Genomic DNA, 14724 nt, shown 5'->3' with positions numbered 1-14724 from the left:
GTGACCGATCAGGCATTCGAAGCGCACGACCATGACGCTTGCATTTCGGGCGGCGTCGCATCGGTCGAACAGATCTGCGCCGATCGCGGTCTGCAATTCACGAGGACCCGTCAGCGCGTGCTCGAGATCCTGCTCTCCGAACACAAGGCGATGGGCGCCTACGAGATTCTCGACATCCTGCGGGCCGACGGTCTCGGATCGCAGCCCCCCGTCGCCTACCGCGCGCTCGAGTTCCTGACCAAACATGGCTTCGCGCACCGGATCGAGCGGCTCAACGCCTTCATCGCGTGCTCGCATCTCGAGGATCCGCACGCCCCGGTCTTTCTGATCTGCCGATCCTGCGACCGCGTCGTCGAAGCGGAATCGGACCCGTCGAAGGGCGAGATCGGTCGTGCGGCCAAACAGGCCGGTTTCGTCATCGAACGGGCCGTGCGCGAGGCCGAAGGGCTCTGCCCCGGTTGCAGCAAACCGGCATGACTGTCATGTCGACGCCTCTCGTCGCGACCCGAAACCTGACGGTCCGCTACGGAGCGGCCACGGTTCTGCATGACGTGGACCTCTACGTGAATGCCGGCGAAATCGTCACGATCGTCGGCCCCAACGGCTCCGGCAAGTCGACGTTGCTCACGGCGATCCTCGGCGGCGTCGCCTTAGCCGGAGGCACGATCGAGCGCGCCCCGGACCTGCGCATCGGCTACGTGCCGCAGCGGCTCGTCCTCGATCCCACGCTGCCGATGAATGTCGAGCGGTTCCTCTCCCTGCCCCGCCGCGTGCCGGCGGCCAAGGCCCGCGAGGCTTTGGAGCGCGCGGGCGTTCCCGAGATCGGCAAACGGCAGATGTCGGCCCTCTCCGGCGGGCAGTTCCAGCGCGCCCTCCTCGCCCGCGCGATCCTCGAGGAGCCCGATCTGCTGATCCTCGACGAGGCCACCGCAGGTCTCGATCAGCCGGGCGCCGCCGCGTTCTACCGGCGGATCGAGGAGGTGCGGAGCGAGACGGGCTGCGGCGTCCTGATGATCAGCCACGATCTTCACGTGGTGATGAGCACGTCCGACCGCGTGATCTGCCTAAACGGCCATGTCTGCTGCGAAGGCACGCCCGAGGTGGTCGCCAACGCGCCCGATTACCGCCGCCTCTTCGGCGAGGGCACGCGCGGGGCGCTCGCGCTCTACCGCCACACGCACGACCACAGTCACACGCACGATCACGCACAGGACGCCGCGGAATAATGCTCGACGACTTCATGACACGCGCCGCCCTCGCCGGCATCGGCACCGGGCTGGCGGCGGCGCCGCTCGGCTGTTTCGTGGTCTGGCGCCGGATGGCCTATTTCGGCGACGCCACCGCCCATGCCGCGATCCTCGGCGTGGCGCTGTCGCTGGCATTTTCGCTTCCGGTCTTCGCGGGCGCCATGATCGTGGCGCTGATCATGGCGACGATCGTTTCGACGATCTCGGGACGGGGCTACGCGATGGACACGCTGCTCGGCGTGATGGCGCATTCAGCGCTCGCCTTCGGGCTCGTGGGCGTGACCTTCATCCCCGGCGTGCGCATCGACCTCATGGCCTATCTCTTCGGCGACATCCTGTCGGTGTCGCGCGGCGATCTTGCGGTGATCTGGGGCGGCGCGGCGCTGGTGATTGCGCTGATCGGCTGGCGCTGGAACGCGCTCCTGACCTCGACGCTGAACGAGGGCCTCGCCCGCGCCGCGGGGATCGACCCGAAGCGCGAACAACTGGTCCTGACCCTGGCGCTGGCGGTGGTTGTCGCCGTGGCAATCAAGGTCGTCGGCGTCCTGCTCATCACCGCGCTTCTGATCATCCCGGCGGCCACCGTGCGCCCCTTCGCCGCGACGCCGGAGCGCATGGGCCTGATGGCCGCGCTTGTCGCGATGGTCTCGGCCTGGGCGGGACTGCGCGCCTCCTACGAGTTCGACACGCCCACCGGCCCGACGATCGTGTGCGTCACGGCGTTGCTATTCTGCCTTTCGACGGCTATGGCCGGCCTCAGGCGTGCGGCGTAAGCGGCAAAGCCGGTAGGACGCGGTCTTGGCGGCTGGCGTCAGAAGAGCGCGCCTCCTTGGCGATCATCGCCGCCGGAGCCCGGTACGGTCGTGCGGTCAGAGCGCAGCCCACACGGTTCAAGACAAGCCGCCATCCACATCGAATATCATCCCACCTCGGCTGCCGCGGTGGCTCGGGTTGCCTACCCGACGGTTGTGAAGTACGCGGTTGGAGGGTTGACCTCGCAGTACGGCTGAAAATGATCGCAGTTCTGGGGCCGCGTATGTTCGACCGGTGGTGCGACATGGGGGCGATTTAGTTCAGCGCCACAATTGCGCGCAGTTGGCGAACACAGCTTTGAGGTGTCCTGTGAACATGGTCTCGACCTTCGTGAAACCGATGCACCGCGAGGGCGTAAAGTTCGTTGCAATCTTCGCGGCAATTGCTGCAGGATTGTTTTTCGTAACCCCCGTGGCCGGATGGCTGGGCGTCGGCATCACGGTCTGGTGCTACTACTTTTTCCGCGACCCGGAACGCGTGCCGCCCGAGAGGGATGGTCTGGTGGTCAGCCCCGCCGACGGCATCGTGTCCCTGATCGAACCGGCCGTTCCCCCTACCGAGCTCGGCATGGCGGCAACGTCCCTGACGCGCGTCAGCGTATTCATGAACGTCTTCAACTGCCACGTGAACCGCGCGCCGACGGCGGGGCAGATCACAAGCATCGCCTACAGGCCCGGAAAATTCCTGAACGCGTCCCTCGACAAGGCCAGCGCCGACAACGAGCGGAACAGTCTGCGTATCCGGACGGAGGCCGGCGACGATCTGGCCGTCGTCCAGATCGCGGGGCTGGTCGCGCGCCGCATCGTCTGCTGGACCTCCGAAGGTGATCTGCTTTCGACCGGAGAGCGCTTCGGTCTAATCCGCTTCGGCTCGCGGCTCGACGTCTATTTGCCCCCTGGGGTGACCCCGAAAGTGCGCATCGGGCAAACGATGGTCGCGGGCGAGACCGTCATGGCCGATCTCGGGGAAACAGCCGGGTCCGGCCAGCCCCGATGACCGAAAAGCCGCCACGCAGACCGGAGATCCCGCTCATCCAGCTCGTGCCGAACATGCTGACGATCGCGGCGATCTGCGCCGGTCTGAGCGCGATCCGCTTCGGGATACAGGGCGATTTCACCCTCGCTGTGAAGCTGATCCTCGCGGCCTGCGTGCTCGACGGGCTCGACGGGCGCCTGGCCCGCGCGATGGCAGCCGACAGCGCGATCGGTGCCGAACTCGACTCGCTTGCAGATTTCCTGAACTTCGGTGTGGCGCCTCCGCTGGTGATCTACTTCTGGGGTTTGCAGAGCCACACCAGTATCGGCTGGATCTCCGTCCTCATCTTCGCGACGTGCTGCGTTCTGCGGCTCGCCCGGTTCAATGTCGGCACCAAGTCGGAGACGAAAGGCAAGGACGACGCCTATTTCGTTGGCGTTCCGGCCCCCGCCAGCGCGATGCTGGCCATGCTGCCGATGTTCCTTTCCTTCGCATTCATCGGCGCCCCGATCCTGCACCCGGTCGGGATATCGCTCTATCTGGCCGTCATCGGTCTGCTGATGATCAGCCGGATTCCGACCTGGTCGTTCAAGACCACCACAATATCTCGTCGCAATGTGAAGGCTTTCCTGGTGGCGGTCGCGTTCGTCGGAGCAAGCGTTCTGACCTTCGCCTGGGTCACGCTTGTTGCGCTTTGCATCGGCTACGTCGCTGTCGTCATCTGGGCACTTGTCACCAAGCCGCGCGCGGCTCCGTCGAAGGACACCTGACATGGATACCAACGCCGTCGAGACTTCCTATGCCCGCTGGGCGCCCATCTATGACCGGACGTTCGGGGCCATTACCGATGTCGGGCGGCGCAGGGCCGTCGAATACGTCAATCACAGGGGCGGCGCGGTTCTGGAGGTCGGCGTCGGCACCGGGCTGGCGCTGCCGCATTACCGGGACGATCTGGAGGTTACCGGCGTGGACTACAGCGAGGACATGCTGGGCAAGGCACGCGACAAGGTCGATCGGATGCGCCTGACGCACGTTCGCGAACTCCGCCAGATGGACGCGCGGGAGATCGATTATCCCGATGCGCATTTCGACACCGTTGTCGCCATGCACGTCCTATCGGTCGTGCCCGACCCCGAAACGGTGATGTCCGAGATCGCACGCGTCTGCAAACCGGGCGGCGAGGTGGTCGTAGTCAATCACTTCAAGCGAACGACGGGCGTACTGGCGATGCTTGAACGCGGCTTCGCGCCATTCGCGAATTATTTGGGGTGGCACTCGGATTTTTCGGATCAGACGGTTCTCGGAGAGACCAGCTTGTCGCCCGTCGAGCGCAAGCCCCTACCACCATTCGGCATGATGACCTTCATGACGCTCCGAAAGGCGGGGTGAACTCAGCCTGTCACCTCAAATCTCAGAGTTGCAGGAGTTTTCGACCGACAAACGATTACTCTTGGTCGAGTTCCGGCGAACGCGTGTGTCCCATTCCCTGTCGCGGATGCAGGCTGGCGGGATCGACGCCCGGCCCGTTCCAGGCTGGGCTGGCTCTGTGATCGCGAGAAACCGTATCGGAGCGGTCGAAAGAACAAGGTTCCGTTTCTGATCGACGCCATGCGGGGGGGCCGGAATAGCCCCTCGCAGGCGCATCTCGGCCAGACGCGCTTCGGCCGGGTTCACATGACAAGTTCGGGCAGGAACAACACCAGGTTCGGAAAGAGGATCATCGCCACGACCACGGCCAAAACGGCCAGTGCCAGCGGAATGATCCGCAGCGAATAGCTCACGTACGAGGCGTTCAGTATACCGCAAACGGTGAACATCGATACGCCGACCGGCGGGGTCATGCCGCCGAAGGTCACCAGCGTCATCATGATGAGCCCGAAGTGCACCGGGTCGATCCCCGCGGCCGTGATGACCGGGACGAGGATCGGCGTCAGCAGCATCACGAGAACGGTGGCCTCGATCAACATACCGAGCCCCAGAAGGAAGCCCGAGATCACGAAAAGCAGGACCGTGGGGTCCTCGATCGCGGTAAGCGAAAACTCGGTGATGGATTGCGGCACCCGCTCGAAGGTTATGACGAAGCCGAACGCGCCCGAAAAAAGGATGATCAGCATGATCATCCCGATATCCCGCGCGCTTTCAATCATCGCGTCTAGCGTCGCGTGCCAACTCAGTTCGCGATAGATCAGACCACCCACGACGAGCGCGTACACCACCGCGAAGGCGCCCGCCTCGGACGGGGTGAAGAACCCGAACCGGATCCCGACGAGAAGCCAGATCGGAAAGATCACCGCCCAGAAGCTGCGGTAGAGCCCGCGCCCAACCTCGCCCAGCGTCGGAAACTCCGCGCGTGTAGGCTTGTAGTCGCGGCGCACCGAAATGCCCCAGGTCGTCGCCATCAGGGCGACGGTCAGAAGCACGCCCGGAACGATCCCGGCGATGAAAAGCCGCCCGATGGAGACTTCGCCCAGGTAGCCATAGAGAATGAGCCCCAGCGAAGGCGGTAGGGTCGCGGTGATAAGTCCGCCCACCGAAAGAAGCGCTCCGGTGAAGCCCGGGTCGTAGCCTTCCTCGGTCATGGGTTTACCGAGGATGCGCGCCTGCATCGCCGCATCGGCCACTGCCGAGCCAGAGATCCCGCCCATCAACGCCGACAGGATCAGCGAGGATTGCGCGAGCCCGCCGCGCATCCACCCCGCAAGGATCATGGCGAGCTCGATTAGCCGTGGCGTGATACCGGCGCGGTTCATCAGGTTGCCCAGCAGGATGAAGAGCGGCACCGCAAGAAGCGGGAAAGACTGGCTCGCGGCGACGATGCGCTGCACCGCCGTGCTGTCAGGCAGCACCGTGGAGGGCAAAAGGAAGTAAGCCGCGCCGCTGATCCCGATGGCGAAGGCGACCGGCATGCCCAGAAAGATCAGAAGAAGGACCGCGCACAGGATCATGACGGATGTCATAGGGGCGACTCCTGATGATGGTCCTCGGGTTCGAGAGTGGCATCGAGCCCATGCGTTCCCAGCCGTCGCAGGATCGAGATCAGGAACAGCACGCAACCCACCGGAAGTGCCAGCGTGATGAGGCCGTAGCTGAGGCCAGTCGCTCCGAGTTGGCGTTGCCAATTCCCGGCGGCAAGATCGAACCCGTACCAGATGCAAAAGAGCAAAAACGGTATCATTAGAAAGAGGTGCAGCGCCACGAGGGCGCGCCGCGCGGGTGCCGGCAAGAGGCCGGCAAGTAGCGAGACTCGGATATGCTCACCCCGCTTCATGCAAATATCGGCGCCGAGGATGATCGCCCAGATCAAGAACAAGAGCGCCAATTGCGGAGCCGAGCGTACCGGCATGCCCATCGACCGTCCGATGGCCGCGACGAGCACCGTCAGCACGGTGATCGACAGGGCTAGCAGTGTCAGCGCCGTCTCGAGGCGGTCATAGAGCGCCCAGAGCCGCGCAAGACCGCCTCGGCCCCCAACCGTGCCCATGTCGCCCGCATCGGAGAGCCGGCGTTCCGGCCGGCCCCCCAATTCATCCGCGCCGGTGTCGCTGCTAATGTCGGGCATGCCGGCGCGCCTCCTCAGTTCGATCCGCCGGGCAGGTAGGGCGCGAGCGCCTCGCGCGCGGCGGTCAGACCGACCTCCTCGTACACGCCGAGCGTGGCTTCGCGGAACGGCGCGAGATCGACCTCGTTGAAGGACACGCCTGCCTCTTCCATGCGTCCCTGCACCGCATCGAGCGCTGCAACGGTGTTGGCCGAGGCCTCTTCGCCCGCCGCGTCGAGCTCTTCATCCACGATGGCGCGGATATCCTCGGGCAGCGCCTGGAACCATTCCTCCGACACGACGAGGCCAGTGAAGAGCTGGATGTGGTTGGTGAAGGCCACGTTGGTGGTGACTTCCTGCAGGTTGATCCCCTCGGCCCCGGTGAGCTGCGCCTCGGCAGCATCGATGGAGCCTAGCTGGAGACCGGAATAGACGTCCGTCCACGGCATTGGCACGGCGGTTGCGCCCATCGCGTTGATCGTGGCGACCCAGATCGGCGCGTCGATGGTGCGCATGCGCACACCCTGCAGGTCGCCGGGTTCCTCGATCAGCTTCTGGGTAAAGGCCTGCCGCGTGCCCTGAAACCAGTTGTAGTTCAGAAGGCGAAGATTCGAGCCGGCGGCAAGCTCGTCCACCCAGCCTTCGTAGACCGGCGACGACGTGATCTCGGCATATTGCGTGTAATCGTCGACGAGATACGGCGCCGACAGGATGCCGAGTTCCGACTGGAATGGCGCGAGCCGGCCCGCATCCACCAGAACGGCCAGCGGCGAACCGTTACGGATCTGTTCGAGCACATCGTTGTCCTCGCCCAGCTGCGAGGACGGATAGACGGTCACGTCGACCGCGCCGTCGGTGCGCTCCTCGATGCGCTGCTCTGCGGCGAGCATCGCTTGGGTCAGCGGGTCGCTGGTCGGCTGCGAGGTCGACAGGCCCAGGGTGTAATCCTGAGCCGCGGCGGAGCTCGCGGCAACGACCATCGCGCCGACAAGCGCGGTGGTGGTCCAACGGGTCATCATGTTAATTCCTCCCTGTTCATGATGGTATCGGCAGTATCGGATTCGGCCAAATGCCAAAGACCGGCGCGTGCGCCTTCGGTCACGAACAGCGCCACGTGATATACCAACCGGCTGAGCGCGACAGGCTGCATCGGACGCGCCTCAGCATCCAGTTGATTGTGCCAGACGGGCGGGTTCTCGGACGCGAAAAAGCGTGAGAACACGACCCGCTCGAGGCGGTGGGCGTCCTCCGCCGCGGCTTTGTCGCGCCGCGCAAGGTGCCGCCAGGCATAGTATTTCCCTGCCTCGGTGGCGGGCCAGAGCAAGTGGGTGGGCTCGGTGACAGTGCCATCCGCGCCGAGCGCATCGACAGGCGCGCCTGCCATCACCGGTGCTGCTCAGTCCATGCGTCTCGGCGAAGACGACCATACGCTCGGCCAGATCACGGACGCCTGGATCGCCACCGAGATCGGCAAACCGGTGCAGAAGCCACGCCCATTCGAACTGGTGCCCGGGTTCGCGGCGTCCGCCCTCCGGCCCGCAGAGCGGTTTCAGATCCGCCCCGACCCATTCCCGCAGGGCCCCGGTCACGGGGTCGATGAGATAACTCGGCGCCAGCGCAACATACCGCTCCGCGCGGGCCAGCCAGCACGGGTCACCGGTCAATTCGGCAGCCTGCAGCGTCGCCTCAAGCATGTGCATCTGCGGGTTCTGCCCCCGCTTGTCGCCCGCCCCCGCACCGGCGTTGGCCATCCCGTCATGTTCCCAAAGCGCGCCGGTCGCAGGCTCGGTCAGCGTTTCGATGAAGTCCCAGAGCGCCGGAACTCGGTCCGGCGGGACCAGGCCGGGCGCAGCTTTCGAAATGGTGACGAGCGCAAGCAGCACGAAGCTTTGATCATAGCTCCGACGAGCGCGACCCTCGGCACTAGGCATGGTCGATGCGCGATAGCCGCCATCGCCGTCGCGCAAATGCGTCTCGAGAAATTGCCAGGCATGGATCGCGCCGTCGCAGAGCCGCGTGTCGCCAGTCTTCAGGTACAGATGCGCAAGCGCGAACGCGCAGCGCGCCTGCGCGAGACTCGTACGCGGTTCGTCCATCTTTGGGCGCCCGCGCATATCAAGGCTCTCGGCCATGCCACCGCGATCCGTGTCGGCAACGCGGGCAAGCCAACGCGGCACGAACTGCGTGGCGAAGGTGGCAGCCATGAGGCTCAAATCGCGGCCCCCCGGATGTCGAAGTAATCCCTGTGGCTGCCGATCAGCGCGGGCAGGTCATCCAGCATCTGGCGCAGATGTTCGCGCATCGCCGCATCCGCGCGGGCGACATCGTTGTGGCGGATTGCGTCGATGATCGCTTCGTGCTGCTCGATCAGGAGCTTGCGGGGCAATTCCCGTGCGGAGATATGACGCAGGCGATCCATCTGCGTCTTGAGCGGCTGCAGAATTCGCCAGACCGCCTCTTGCCCGGCGGATTGCGCGAAATGGTAGTGCAGCGCCTCATCGAGGGCCATGAACGGCATCGGATCGGGGTTGTCGATCTGGCGCTTCTGATCCTCGAGCAGAAGAGCACATTCGATCAGCATGGCGTCGCTTCGGTTTGCCGCAAGCGCTCGCACGATCTCCACCTCCACGGCCTCGCGGACAAAGCGCGCGGACAGGACCGACTTGAGGATGATCCGGCTGACGAAGGTACCCCGTTGCGGCAGGATGTCGACGAGCCCCTCCTCCGCGAGACGCGCGCAGGCGTCGCTGACCGGCTGGCGGCTTACGCCGAAGCGCGCGGCGATCTCTGTGCGCAGAAGGCGCGAGCCAGGGGCGAGTTCGCCGCGAATGATCTGCTCCCGCATGACATTGCACAGCTGCGGGCCGACCGCCTGCCGCAGATCGATACGCTCTGCGAGTATGGTATCCGGAACGACACTCGGATTCGTCATCGTTTTTCTCCCCACGTTTCAGACTATGCCAACTAACATTCTAGTCAATACGATTCTCCTTTCGATCCGCTGCGCCGTCACTCATAATCAGATCCGCGATACTAAGGAGGCATGCGATGCGGCAGACATGGCGCTGGTTCGGACCCAAAGATCAGGTGAGCGCGTCGGACATGACCCAAGCCGGCGTCGAGGGCGTGGTTTCTGCCTTGCACCACGTTCCGACCGGCACCGCGTGGAGCGCCGGGGAAATCGCCCGACGCCAGGCCGAGATCGCCCACCATCCCGACGGAACGGCCACCGGCCTCACCTGGGATGTGGTCGAGAGCATCCCGGTCTCCGAGGACATCAAACGCCAAAGCGGCGATTGGCGGGGCCATATCGATGCGTGGAAGGAAAGCCTCCGCAACCTCGCGGAGGCGCGTATCGAGACGGTGTGCTACAATTTCATGCCTGTCCTGGACTGGACTCGCACCGATCTGGCTTGGCCCCGTCCAAGCGGCGCGACTTGCATGCGTTTCGACCTGATCGATTTTGCCGCATTCGACATCCATGTCCTCGCCCGCCCCGGCGCTGCAGAAAGTTTCCCCCCCGAGATCGCGGAGGCCGCCGCCAGGCGCGCGACGGAGATGGATGCGGATCGCAAATCCGCGCTCGCCCGGAACGTCGTCTTCGGCTTGCCGGGGGCTGCAGAGAATTTCACTATGGAGGACGTGAAGGCTCACCTAGCGGCCTATTCTTCCATCTCGGACGACGCCTTGCGGCGGCACCTCATCGACTTCCTTTCCGAGGTCGCGCCGGTGGCCCAATCGCTCGGGATGCGCCTGTGCTGCCATCCCGACGATCCGCCCTTCCCGCTTCTGGGGCTACCGCGGGTCGTCTCGACCGAGGCCGATTACCGCGCCTTGCTCGACGCGGTCGACCTACCCGCGAACGGCGTTACGCTCTGCTCCGGCTCGCTCGGTGCACGGGCGGATAACGACCTACCGGGCATGATGGAGCGGCTGGGCGACCGCGTGCATTTCCTGCATCTGCGCAACGTGACCCGGGACGCCGACACCCTGCCCTGTTCGTTCTACGAGGACGAGCATCTGGGTGGTGGCACCGACATGGTCGCGCTGATCGCCGCAACCTTGCGCGAAGAGGCGCGCCGCCGCTCCGCGGGACGGCCCGATGCGAGTATTCCGTTCCGGCCCGATCACGGGCAAAACCTGCTCGACGACCACCGCCGAAACGCCCAGCCGGGCTATCCCGCCATCGGGCGGCTGCGTGGGCTCGCGGAATTACGCGGAGTGATGGCGGCGCTGTCTCACGACACGGTCGGTCTGCGCGACTGATCGCGGGGCTCAGCCAGCGATGGCGGCGGCGGCTGCCTCCGGCCCGTGACGGCGCAAGTCATCGAGCGCGACAACGAGGCCCTGTTGAAGCTCGGGTCGGGAGGCGAGGTCTGGCGCGAACACCCCGGCCAGAGCGAGATAGCGTCGTACCACCTCTTCGGTTCCGGGATCGCCATCCCAGCATGCGCGAAGCCGCTCGGCCATCGGGTCCTTCACCTCGATCTCCGACCCGTCGAGGCCGCGCCCGGACGTGAACTGCATCCATGCCGCGACCGCGAGGAAAAGCCCACGAGGCACGCGCCCCGCGTCCAGGGTTTCGCGGATCGTATCGAGGATGCGCTGCGGCAGTTTCAACGACCCGTCCATCGCGATCTGCCACGTCCGGTGGTGCATCGCGGGATTGGCGAAACGGTCGAACAGGGATCGCGTGTAGTCTGCGAGCACCACGCCCGGCGGCGCGGTCAACACCGGCGTGATCTCCCGGTCCCAGAGAAAATGCAGATACGCCGCAAGCGCCGGGCGCGCTGCGGCCTCGGCCACCGTTTCGGCGCCGGCAAGATATCCCAGATATGCCAGCGCCGAATGCGTACCGTTGAGGCAGCGGAGCTTCATGTGCTCGAACGGCGCGACATCCTTCACCACTTGAACGCCCACCGCGCCGAAGTCCGGGCGTGGCGCGCAAAACCGATCCTCGATCACCCACTGCCTGAACGGCTCGTGCGTGACCGGCGCCGCGTCTCGTGTTCCGATAAGTGTCTCGATCCGGTCGATATCTGCCGCCGTCGTGGCCGGCACGATGCGGTCGACCATAGTCGAGGGAAAGGCGACCTCAGCCGCGATCCACTCGCTGAGCGCAGGGTCGATCTCGGCGGCAAGCTCCAGCACCACACCGCGCAAGAGCGCGCCGTTGGAGGGAATGTTATCGCAGCTCATCACCGTGAAGGGCATACGCCCCGCCCGGCGCCGGGCATCGAGTGCATGCGCGATATATCCCAACGCGGAGGCCGGATGAGCGGGTGTGCGCAGGTCCTGCGCGATCTCCGCGCGAGCCCGGTCGAGCCGCCCGGTCGAGGGCACGTGGCAATATCCCTTCTCGGTCACGGTCAGCGTCACGAGATTGGCCCGGTCGAGCGCCGCCCAAAGCGCTTCGGGGTCCTCTGGCGCCACTATCACGTCCGTCAGGACCTCCACCTGGGTCGGGAGATCGCCCTCGGGGCCGATTTCGACCGCCGTGTAAGCCCAGGCCTGTGGCGCAAGCGCGTCGCGGGTATCGGGCGAGCGCAGGCTGACGCCGACGATACCCCAAGCGCCCCCCGACCTTTCGACCGCCTCGGCAATATAGAGCGCGCCAAAGGCGCGCCAGAACGCGCCCAGGCCGAAATGCACAATGCCCGGTGCTGGAGCAGGTCCGGTGCGGCGCAGACCGTCGGTCATATCTTGTAGGCTTTCTTGACGAGGTCGGTGGTCAATTCACCCGCCATCTCGTGGGCCTCGTCGAGGCCGATGCGCCCATCCGCGACCAGCCCCGCCAGCCAGGAGCAATCAACCCGGCGCGACACGTCATGTCGGGCAGGGATCGAACAGAATGCCCGCGTGTCGTCGTTGAACCCGGCGGTGTTGTAGATGCCTGCCGTTTCGCCGGTGAGCTGGCGATAGCGCATGATCCCCTCGGGGCTGTCGAAGAACCACCATGGCGGGCCGAGACGCAGCGCGGGATAGGCCCCGGCCAACGGCGCCAGTTCGCGCGAGAACGTGGTCTCGTCGAGCGTAAAGAGGATGATCTCGAGACCTGGCTCCTGCCCCACCTCGTCCAGCATCGGCTTCAGCGCATGCACGAACTCGGTGCGGATCGGGATATCGAAGCCCTTGTCGCGTCCGAAATCGCGCATCACCGGCCCCGAATGGTTGCGGAACGATCCGACATGAAGCTGCATCGTCATGCCGTCCTCGACGCTCATCCGCGCCATCTCGGTCAGCATCTGGCCCCGGAAAGCATCGGCCTGCTCCGCCGTCGCCTGCCCCGACAGACAGGTATGGAACAACCGCTCTGCGGTGGCTGTGTCGAAGGCTTCAGTCCGCGCACTCGGATGTCCGTGATCCGTCGCGGTGGCGCCCCGCTTGCGGAAATAGGCACGGCGGCGGCGATGCGCCTCGAGATACCCCGCCCAGGACGCGGTATCGCAATCTGTGATGCGGCCGAGTTCGGCGATATTTTCGGCGAACCCCTCGATTTCGGGATCGAGCGCAGCGTCGGGTCGGTAGGTCGGGATCACCCGGCCCTTCAGCCCCGCGTCGCCGATGCGGTCGTGATGGTCGAGCGTGTCGAGCGCGCTGTCGGTCGTCGCCAGAAGCTCGATATTGAACCGGTCGAACAAGGCGCGAGGTCGGAATTCGGGCCTTTCGAGACAGGCTGCCACATGATCGTAGATCGCATCCGCAGTGTCGGGACCAAGAGGGTCGTCAACGCCGAACACGTGCTCCAGCGCGTGATCGATCCAGAGCCGCGTGGGCGTGCCGCGAAACAGGTAGTAGTGCGCGGCAAAGCGCCGCCAGATCGCGCGCGGATCGGTTTCCACCGGCCCGCCATCGCGCCGCGAGATCCCCAGATCGGCCAGCCCGCCCCCCTGAGAGACGAGCATTCGGAAGATATAGTGGTCAGGCACCACGAAGAGCTGCGCGGGATCGGGAAAGGCCGCATTTTCCGAGAACCACGATGGGTCGCAATGACCGTGCGGGCTCAGGATCGGGCGCCCCTCGATGGCGGCGAACAGATCGCGCGCGATATCGCGGCGACGTGGCTCGGACGGGAACAGCCGGTCGGGATCGAGTTTCGGCATATCGGTCACATCTCCTCCGCCAGTCACCTACTGGTCCAACTAGCATATCAGTTTGCGCGTGTCGACGGACCCGCGCCAGTGAGCGCAGCGTCGTCGATCAGCGTGCGCGTCGTGACGATCCGGACGCGACCTCACCCTCCTTCGGGCCCTCGAGGACGATCTCTTCGATCTCCAGGGGGCGGTTCGGCTCCCATGCGACGGCGGCGCGCGTCTTCGTGAAGCTACTTCCTGGGTCATCAGTTCAGTGAACGATGTCACTCTCTGCCTCGTCCGCCGGGTCGGCGACCGGGTCGAGGACGAGGACGAGGCGTGTCTCCCCCGTGCCCTCGATCGGTGGCGAGCGGTGCCGCAGCCCCTGATCGGGTCGGGTCGGCCAGAGCGTTCCGCGCATGACGAGGGGCGATCCGGTCGCGACGGTGTGGATCGTCTGCGGATCTTCGTCTCCAGTCTCGGAGACTCCGTATTGCGTGCCGGTGCCGCGATAGGTGCAGACGAGCCGCGCGGTGATGCGGTCGACGTGAAAGCGGCGGCAGGCATTGCCGGTCACCACATCGACGCGCAGGCGCATCCAGCGGGCATCCATGACGTCCGAGAAGATGTGGGCGAGCGCCGCGACGTCGTCGATGAGGCGCCGCCGCTCCGGGCCGTCCGGCGTGCCGGCGTTGTCGCAGGCCGCCGTGACCGCGTCGCGGATCGCCGCGGGCCGCAGGATGACCCGTGCCTTCGGCAGGCGTGACGGTCTCAGTCCACCGATCCAGGTCTGGAACGAGGCCAGCGGCTCCCGGTCCCAGATGACACCGCCGACCTCGGAGGTCCGGATATCCCGCATCCCGTGAGGCGACGGCGTGCTCACCACGCCATGGGTGCTGGCAGGTCTGATGAAGCGCTGGACCGTCATGCCGCCGCCCTCCGCCAGGCCGGGAACGGGTCAGGCAGGTGCGGCAGCGCGTCCGGACCCGGGGCGACCGCCGCAGGCACCAGCGCCGCGTCCAGCCGCGCCTTCAGCGCGGGCCAGTCGATGCCTACGCCGATGAAGACAAGCTCCTGG

15 protein-coding genes and 1 pseudogene are annotated in these 14724 nt (G+C 65.6%); 7 read left to right on the top strand and 9 right to left on the bottom strand.

All coding sequences use genetic code 11. From position 1 onward, the window contains the following. From OCH239_RS15040 to OCH239_RS15015, 6 genes are all read left to right on the top strand, one after another. Entirely contained in the window at nt 1–477 is a 477-nt protein-coding gene (locus OCH239_RS15040; RefSeq protein WP_037264428.1) for a transcriptional repressor, read from the top strand. A gap of 5 nt (nt 478–482) precedes the next feature. Next, entirely contained in the window at nt 483–1226 is a 744-nt protein-coding gene (locus OCH239_RS15035; RefSeq protein ID WP_037264487.1) for a metal ABC transporter ATP-binding protein, read from the top strand. Continuing rightward, nucleotides 1226–2020: a metal ABC transporter permease gene (locus OCH239_RS15030; protein WP_037264425.1), complete on the top strand. Its 795-nt coding sequence runs from the start codon at nt 1226–1228 to the stop codon at nt 2018–2020. Before OCH239_RS15035 ends, OCH239_RS15030 begins: the two co-directional genes overlap by 1 nt. 349 nt (nt 2021–2369) lie before the next feature. Then, nucleotides 2370–3056, top strand: a complete 687-nt coding sequence (locus OCH239_RS15025) for a phosphatidylserine decarboxylase (RefSeq protein ID WP_211241994.1) — start codon at nt 2370–2372, stop codon at nt 3054–3056. Next, nucleotides 3053–3805 (top strand): CDP-diacylglycerol--serine O-phosphatidyltransferase, encoded by a 753-nt coding sequence (gene pssA, locus OCH239_RS15020; RefSeq protein WP_037264419.1) that lies wholly within the window; start codon nt 3053–3055, stop codon nt 3803–3805. Before OCH239_RS15025 ends, pssA begins: the two co-directional genes overlap by 4 nt. A gap of 1 nt (nt 3806) precedes the next feature. Beyond that, on the top strand, nt 3807–4424 hold the full coding sequence (locus tag OCH239_RS15015; protein ID WP_037264416.1) for a class I SAM-dependent methyltransferase: 618 nt from the start codon (nt 3807–3809) through the stop codon (nt 4422–4424). 281 nt (nt 4425–4705) lie between these two features. Here the strand turns inward: OCH239_RS15015 and OCH239_RS15010 are convergent, their stop codons facing one another. From OCH239_RS15010 to OCH239_RS14985, 5 genes are all read right to left on the bottom strand, one after another. After that, nucleotides 4706–5992, bottom strand: a complete 1287-nt coding sequence (locus OCH239_RS15010) for a TRAP transporter large permease (RefSeq protein WP_037264413.1) — start codon at nt 5990–5992, stop codon at nt 4706–4708. After that, entirely contained in the window at nt 5989–6594 is a 606-nt protein-coding gene (locus tag OCH239_RS15005; RefSeq protein ID WP_051489510.1) for a TRAP transporter small permease, read from the bottom strand. The genes OCH239_RS15010 and OCH239_RS15005 overlap by 4 nt, the downstream gene beginning before the upstream one ends. Nucleotides 6595–6608: 14 nt before the next feature. Beyond that, nucleotides 6609–7592 carry a C4-dicarboxylate TRAP transporter substrate-binding protein gene (locus OCH239_RS15000; protein ID WP_211241993.1) on the bottom strand — a complete coding sequence of 328 codons (984 nt, stop codon included), beginning with the start codon at nt 7590–7592 and terminating at the stop codon, nt 6609–6611. 141 nt (nt 7593–7733) lie between these two features. Next, complete coding sequence (locus OCH239_RS23350; RefSeq protein WP_084782508.1) at nt 7734–8777, bottom strand: AGE family epimerase/isomerase; 1044 nt, start codon at nt 8775–8777, stop codon at nt 7734–7736. A gap of 5 nt (nt 8778–8782) precedes the next feature. Then, entirely contained in the window at nt 8783–9505 is a 723-nt protein-coding gene (locus OCH239_RS14985) for a GntR family transcriptional regulator (RefSeq protein ID WP_037264405.1), read from the bottom strand. Nucleotides 9506–9621: 116 nt separating this feature from the next. On the opposite strand from OCH239_RS14985, the gene uxuA reads away from it, so the two are divergent. Further along, entirely contained in the window at nt 9622–10839 is a 1218-nt protein-coding gene (uxuA, locus tag OCH239_RS14980) for a mannonate dehydratase (RefSeq protein ID WP_037264402.1), read from the top strand. 9 nt (nt 10840–10848) lie between these two features. On the opposite strand, the gene OCH239_RS14975 is transcribed toward uxuA, so the two are convergent. The 4 genes and pseudogenes from OCH239_RS14975 to OCH239_RS23535 all read right to left on the bottom strand — a co-directional run. After that, nucleotides 10849–12273: a mannitol dehydrogenase family protein gene (locus OCH239_RS14975; RefSeq protein WP_037264399.1), complete on the bottom strand. Its 1425-nt coding sequence runs from the start codon at nt 12271–12273 to the stop codon at nt 10849–10851. Then, the gene (gene uxaC, locus OCH239_RS14970) at nt 12270–13676 is read right to left on the bottom strand and encodes a glucuronate isomerase (RefSeq protein WP_037264396.1); all 1407 of its coding nucleotides are present in this window, start codon (nt 13674–13676) and stop codon (nt 12270–12272) included. Before uxaC ends, OCH239_RS14975 begins: the two co-directional genes overlap by 4 nt. 241 nt (nt 13677–13917) lie before the next feature. Further along, the gene (locus tag OCH239_RS14965; RefSeq protein WP_084782507.1) at nt 13918–14574 is read right to left on the bottom strand and encodes a DUF1826 domain-containing protein; all 657 of its coding nucleotides are present in this window, start codon (nt 14572–14574) and stop codon (nt 13918–13920) included. Beyond that, nucleotides 14571–14724: pseudogene (locus OCH239_RS23535) on the bottom strand (GTP-binding protein); the annotation flags it as partial. The pseudogene OCH239_RS23535 and the gene OCH239_RS14965, both read right to left, overlap by 4 nt.

This window comes from Roseivivax halodurans JCM 10272 (assembly GCF_000521785.1).
GTDB classification, from domain to species: domain Bacteria; phylum Pseudomonadota; class Alphaproteobacteria; order Rhodobacterales; family Rhodobacteraceae; genus Roseivivax; species Roseivivax halodurans.
The sequence above is the reverse complement of the archived record's forward strand: the minus strand, read 5'-3'. Positions and strand labels throughout refer to the sequence as shown.

Bases quoted from the DNA above. Each gene is read 5' to 3' on its own strand.
- OCH239_RS15010 (WP_037264413.1), bottom strand. From the start codon at position 5,992: ATGACATCCGTCATGATCCTGTGCGCGGTCCTTCTTCTGATCTTTCTG.
- pssA (WP_037264419.1), top strand. From the start codon at position 3,053: ATGACCGAAAAGCCGCCACGCAGACCGGAGATCCCGCTCATCCAGCTC.
- OCH239_RS15015 (WP_037264416.1), top strand. From the start codon at position 3,807: ATGGATACCAACGCCGTCGAGACTTCCTATGCCCGCTGGGCGCCCATC.
- OCH239_RS14975 (WP_037264399.1), bottom strand. From the start codon at position 12,273: ATGACCGACGGTCTGCGCCGCACCGGACCTGCTCCAGCACCGGGCATT.
- OCH239_RS15030 (WP_037264425.1), top strand. From the start codon at position 1,226: ATGCTCGACGACTTCATGACACGCGCCGCCCTCGCCGGCATCGGCACC.
- OCH239_RS14965 (WP_084782507.1), bottom strand. From the start codon at position 14,574: ATGACGGTCCAGCGCTTCATCAGACCTGCCAGCACCCATGGCGTGGTG.
- OCH239_RS15005 (WP_051489510.1), bottom strand. From the start codon at position 6,594: ATGCCCGACATTAGCAGCGACACCGGCGCGGATGAATTGGGGGGCCGG.
- uxaC (WP_037264396.1), bottom strand. From the start codon at position 13,676: ATGCCGAAACTCGATCCCGACCGGCTGTTCCCGTCCGAGCCACGTCGC.
- uxuA (WP_037264402.1), top strand. From the start codon at position 9,622: ATGCGGCAGACATGGCGCTGGTTCGGACCCAAAGATCAGGTGAGCGCG.
- OCH239_RS14985 (WP_037264405.1), bottom strand. From the start codon at position 9,505: ATGACGAATCCGAGTGTCGTTCCGGATACCATACTCGCAGAGCGTATC.
- OCH239_RS23350 (WP_084782508.1), bottom strand. From the start codon at position 8,777: ATGGCTGCCACCTTCGCCACGCAGTTCGTGCCGCGTTGGCTTGCCCGC.
- OCH239_RS15035 (WP_037264487.1), top strand. From the start codon at position 483: ATGTCGACGCCTCTCGTCGCGACCCGAAACCTGACGGTCCGCTACGGA.
- OCH239_RS15000 (WP_211241993.1), bottom strand. From the start codon at position 7,592: ATGATGACCCGTTGGACCACCACCGCGCTTGTCGGCGCGATGGTCGTT.